This is a genomic window from Chamaesiphon sp. OTE_20_metabat_361 (assembly GCF_031364565.1).
On record NZ_JANLWO010000524.1, the window covers coordinates 1 to 5,235 of the forward strand.

The following is a 5,235-nucleotide window of genomic DNA, read 5'->3' on the forward strand; positions in this document are numbered from 1 at the left end:
TCGCTATCCTCATCATCTGCCATCAAAAAATAACCCTGCGAGTAACCCTCGATAATTCCCGGTATGTGGTATTTCATTTTAGGGGATAGGGGATAGGGAATAGGGGATAGGGATTAGGGTAAGAGGTAAGAGGTAAGAGGTAAGAGGTAAGGAGTAAGAGGTAATGGCGCAATCCCGTCATTCAGTCTCCCAGTCTCCCAGTCTCCCAGTCTCCCCTATCCCCTAATCCCTATCCCCTATCCCCTATCTAAGTTAGTAGTCTACAACTCTTTCTCAAACTTAGGTTGCCCGCTATTATGATGGTGGTAAGCACGATGAGAATCACAAGCAGCAGCAAACATGGATATCGGTATTCCCAAGGAAACTAAAGACCAAGAATTTCGAGTTGGGTTAACTCCAAGTATCGTCCGAGCATTGAGCGATCGCGGACATCAAGTATACGTCGAAACTAATGCTGGTGCAGGATCTAGTTTTCCGGATGCTGAATATCTCCAAGCTGGAGCCAAAATCGTGCCGACAGCGGCGGCGGCTTGGGAGCGAGAAATGGTAGTCAAAGTCAAAGAACCGCTATCGACAGAGTACTCATACCTGCAAAAAGATCGCATCCTTTTTACCTATCTCCATCTGGCTGCCAATCGCACCCTCACCGAACACCTCATCGATAGTGGTGTCAACGCGATCGCGTATGAGACAGTAGAATTACCAGATGGTAAACTACCCCTCCTCGCACCGATGAGCATCATCGCGGGGAGATTATCAGTCCAATTTGGCGCAAGATATCTCGAAAAACAACAGGGCGGTAGTGGTGTCCTCCTCGGCGGCGTTCCGGGCGTACAACCCGGACGAGTGACGATCCTCGGTGGGGGAATTGTCGGTACCGAAGCAGCCCGCATGGCGGTGGGCATAGGCGCACAGGTGACGATCCTGGATGTGAATATCGATCGCTTGAGCTATCTCGAAACTATCTTCGGTTCGCGGGTGACTTATCTCTACAGCAATGCCGCCAATATCGAACTCTGCGTTCGGACAGCCGATCTAGTCATCGGTGCAGTTCTAATCCTGGGCAAACGTGCGCCGATCCTCGTCTCTAAGGAGCTAGTCGGGCAGATGAAACCAGGTTCGGTGATAATTGATGTTGCCGTCGATCAAGGCGGCTGCATCGAGACGCTACGCCCTACCTCACACACGAGTCCCGTCTACATCGAATCGGGAGTCGTCCATTATGGCGTACCCAATATGCCGGGAGCGGTACCGTGGACGGCAACGCAAGCTCTCAATAATAGTACTGCGCCCTATGTGATGAAATTAGCCGATCGCGGTTTAGATGCGCTGGATCTAGATCCAAATCTTGCCAAAGGTGTAAATGTACGCGGTGGATCGATCGTCCATCCAGCCGTGCGATCGGTTTTTCCTGACTTAATCTAGCTTCTAGAGAATAATGAGTGGGAATTGATTTATTTACGCGCGGCAACTGTCGTGTTACTCTGCACGGGGTATACAGCAAATTGTTCAGGTGTGAAGATGCAAGTTTACCCGATCGACTTTGGTAGATAATTGAAACTAAATCTATTTTTAGCAGCCACCCATGTCCATCAAAACTAATCAGCTACAACACCTAAAACCGCTCGCTGTGCCAGATCGACTATTACTCGGCCCTGGGCCTTGTAATGCTCATCCTACCGTCCTCCAAGCGATGAGTACGACCCCCTTGGGACATCTCGATCCAGCATTTTTGCAGATAATGGACGAGATTCAATCCCTACTGCGGTATGTCTGGCAAACCGACAACCCACATACGATCGCGGTTAGCGGAACGGGAACGGCGGCGATGGAAGGGACTGTCGCTAATAGTGTCGAGCCTGGGGATGTGATGCTGATTGGGGTGGCGGGATATTTTGGCAATAGATTGGTAGATATGGCGGGGCGCTATGGTGCCGATGTCCGCACTATTTCCAAACCTTGGGGGCAAAATTTCTCGCTCGACGAACTGCGTACGGCGATGTCCGAACACCGTCCCAAAATCCTCGGATTGGTTCATGCTGAGACATCTACAGGTTGCCGCCAGCCGATCGAAGGTGTGGGCGAACTATGTCGCGAGTACGACTGTTTGCTGCTGCTCGACACCGTAACCAGCCTGGGAGGCGTGCCGATTCACCTCGATGATTGGGGGGTCGATCTTGCCTACAGTTGCTCTCAGAAGGGCTTAGGATGTGCGCCTGGAGCATCGCCTTTTACGATGAGTCCGCGTGCGATGGACAAATTATTAGCCCGCAAGACAAAGGTGCCCAATTGGTATCTAGATATGCTGCTCTTGGGTAAATACTGGGGTGCAGATCGGATGTATCACCATACCGCACCGATTAATCTCTACTATGGTTTGCGCGAAGCTCTGCGCTTGGTTTCGGAGGAAGGCATCGATAAAAGTTGGGCGCGACACCAATCGAATGTCGAATATCTATGGTCTAGTTTAGAATCGATCGGGCTAACAATGCACGTCGAAAAACAGTATCGCTTACCAACTTTAACGACTGTTTGCATCCCCGCTGGCGTCGATGGCAAAGCAGTCGCCAAGCAACTCCTCACCGAACACAATATCGAAATCGGTGGCGGTTTGGGCGAACTCGCTGGCAAAGTTTGGCGGGTAGGATTGATGGGCTATAACAGCCGTCAAGATAGTGTCGATCGACTAATTGCGGCATTGAAACAAGTCATCTAAGCTCCTAAGACGAGGGTCGGATTGGCGATTATTAAGTAGCTAGGCGGAATTAAATATAAGATGCCAGCCTTTTGCCCTCACCCCCAACCCCTCTCCCAAGCTTGGGAGAGGGGAGCCAGAGCCGGAGGCGAAGGCGGGGTGAGGGCGATTTCGTCATTGTCACTTTAATTATGTCCAGCTACTTAGCGATCTGCTCATCATCAAGAGCGATCTGTCAGAGGATGTCTGAAAAGTCTAATTGCTGCGTTTTAAGATCTAAATCCCCCAACCCCCTTAAAAAGGGGGCTTTTAAGGTCCCCCTGCTTGGTGCGCTACACTGTCGGGGAACCCGAACAGTACAAAGCAAAACGCTTTTTAAGGGGGATTTAGATCTCCGATTCAAACCGAAAAGCCTTTTCAGACACCCTCTCACACCGTTTGCGAATAACCACACCAATCGGTGCATATTCGCAAACATCATGACAAATTTGTCAAAAATATATGAGTGTCTCACCGATGCGCTTCAACCTGGGTACCCTAGTTGGCTATGCCAAATACACTATTTATAGCTATCTAAGTGTCCGAGAAGTCGAAATAATTCTTCAAAAACGGCTCTCGGAGCAGATTGTTTTCACCGCAGGCAGTGGCTGGCTGGCAGACACTAGGCATTATAGCGGGACGATTGCTGGCAACCTATTCAAATTGGATGGCCCTTTCGGCGATCGCAAGTATACGCTGGTTACGCGCGGCGCGATCGCATCATCTGCAAATGGCTCGAAGATCGACTTACAGATGCGTCCTGCCACCTGGCTCGTCGTCTCAATTCTACTAATACTGAGTGCGGCACTGGCGTTCACATTGTCAGCAAATTTAGATCTGAGCTTTTCGCTCGTGCCAATGCTGGCGGTTTATGGCGTAGTCATGTTCGGTTGCTTTAACGAAGCCTCGATTATCGCTAGATTATTTCGCGATCTGCTCGGACATGTGCCAAATTAATCCTAAATGAACAAATTGGGATAACTGTTCCCATCCCCAATCGTATTAGCCGATCTCATCGATCGATAAACAGCAAGTCAATTTGAGATATGCTATCTCCAGCCCTTATGAACTAGGCACTAATCGGATAATGCGATCGCCACCCGCGCGACCATCACCATAGCCATCATTATCCGAAGTCGTAATATACAAGAACCCATCTGGCCCTTGCTTGACATCCCGCAACCGTCCATATTGCTGCTGCAATAGCTGCTCTTGTCCGACGACTTTTATCCCATCGAGCGCCACCCGAATCAGAGAGCGACCGCGTAAATTGGTAAAAAAGAAATTGCCCTGCCATCGCGGAAAACTTTTCCCAGTATAGAAGGTCGCGCCAGATGGTGCGATCGCGTCTTGATAGAGCAACAGCGGCGGTAACTGTCCTGGAGCCTTGCGATCGTAACTGATATTCGGCCAACCGTAATTTTTACCCGCCTCGACCACATTGACTTCATCCCCACCTTGGCGACCATCATAGCCTGATGGGCCATGCTCGGTTTGAAAGATCGCCCCAGTTTTGGGCTGAATGGCGATGCCTTGAGCGTTGCGGTGTCCGAATGAAAAGATTTCAGGACGTGCGTCGCTGCGTCCGACATAGGGATTGTCCTTGGGTACAGTACCATTATCATTGAGTCGCAGGGTTTTGCCGTTAAGATTAGTCAGGTCTTGTGCACGTTTGGGTTCGCCACGCTCGCCCAATGTGATGTAGAGTTTACCATCTTGTCCGAAAGCCATTCGCGACCCAAAATGATTCCCCGCCGCCGTTCCTGGTACGCCGGGGAAAATATCCAGTTTTGCGGTCAATCCTGTATCAGTCAGTCGAAACCGAGAGACGCGAGTTTGCAGCAGGCCGCCATTTCCTTCGATCGTGTAGGCGAGATACAGCCAGCGGTTTTGGCTAAAGTTGGGATGTAGTGCCAAATCCATCAGTCCTCCTTCACCCCGAGCAGCAATAGTGGGCAATCCTGGTATAGGCTTGGGATCGAGCTTGCCATTACGAATAATCCGCAATCGACCGGGGCGTTCGGTCACTAAAATAGATCGATCGGGCAAAAATTCGATCGACCACGGCACTTCCAAGCCCTCAGTGACAGTTTCGACTCTAAAAGACTTCGCATTGGTCTGGGCAAAGGTTTGAGACTGAGATGATTTAGGAATATTGGGTGAAGGTACGGCATCTAAAGCTGAAGAAGCTTGTGGTTCGGATGTACAGCCACCGATCGAGATCGATACTACACACAATAAACTCGATAAAGGCAACCGAAGTTTCAGAAGAACTAGTCTGAGCATAAATAAAGCCTAAGCGAATGCAATGTACTAGCTTTATTTTGACGGATCTAGTGGTGGTTCTCATCTCTCTATTAACCGATCGACAGACATCCGCTCGATTCTCCTTCAGAGCAACTAAGCCGACTAAAACGTCGTCTAAGGGATGAAAGAAACTGCTCTGGGACACGGGCAAGGGATTATGCTAGAAGTGTGTTCTAACAGTTAAGACCGAAGCC

Annotated in this window: 4 protein-coding genes; 3 read left to right on the forward strand and 1 reads right to left on the reverse strand. The window is 49.9% G+C overall.

Annotated elements, in window-relative coordinates:
• Positions 1-339: 339 nt before the first annotated feature.
• From ald to RMO35_RS15150, 3 genes are all read left to right on the forward strand, one after another.
• On the forward strand, positions 340-1,425 hold the full coding sequence (gene ald / locus RMO35_RS15140) for an alanine dehydrogenase (protein ID WP_309742159.1): 1,086 nt from the start codon (positions 340-342) through the stop codon (positions 1,423-1,425).
• 160 nt (positions 1,426-1,585) lie between these two features.
• Positions 1,586-2,716 (forward strand): alanine--glyoxylate aminotransferase family protein, encoded by a 1,131-nt coding sequence (locus tag RMO35_RS15145; protein ID WP_309742160.1) that lies wholly within the window; start codon positions 1,586-1,588, stop codon positions 2,714-2,716.
• A 480-nt stretch (positions 2,717-3,196) separates the two neighbouring features.
• Positions 3,197-3,691: a hypothetical protein gene (locus RMO35_RS15150; protein ID WP_309742161.1), complete on the forward strand. Its 495-nt coding sequence runs from the start codon at positions 3,197-3,199 to the stop codon at positions 3,689-3,691.
• A gap of 105 nt (positions 3,692-3,796) precedes the next feature.
• On the opposite strand, the gene RMO35_RS15155 is transcribed toward RMO35_RS15150, so the two are convergent.
• The gene (locus RMO35_RS15155) at positions 3,797-5,020 is read right to left on the reverse strand and encodes a PQQ-dependent sugar dehydrogenase (protein WP_309742162.1); all 1,224 of its coding nucleotides are present in this window, start codon (positions 5,018-5,020) and stop codon (positions 3,797-3,799) included.
• Positions 5,021-5,235 lie beyond the last annotated feature (215 nt).

Excerpts from the sequence above, each read along its gene's own strand:
- ald (WP_309742159.1), top strand. The coding sequence starts at position 340 with ATGGATATCGGTATTCCCAAGGAAACTAAAGACCAAGAATTTCGAGTT.
- RMO35_RS15145 (WP_309742160.1), top strand. The coding sequence starts at position 1,586 with ATGTCCATCAAAACTAATCAGCTACAACACCTAAAACCGCTCGCTGTG.
- RMO35_RS15150 (WP_309742161.1), top strand. The coding sequence starts at position 3,197 with ATGAGTGTCTCACCGATGCGCTTCAACCTGGGTACCCTAGTTGGCTAT.
- RMO35_RS15155 (WP_309742162.1), bottom strand. The coding sequence starts at position 5,020 with ATGCTCAGACTAGTTCTTCTGAAACTTCGGTTGCCTTTATCGAGTTTA.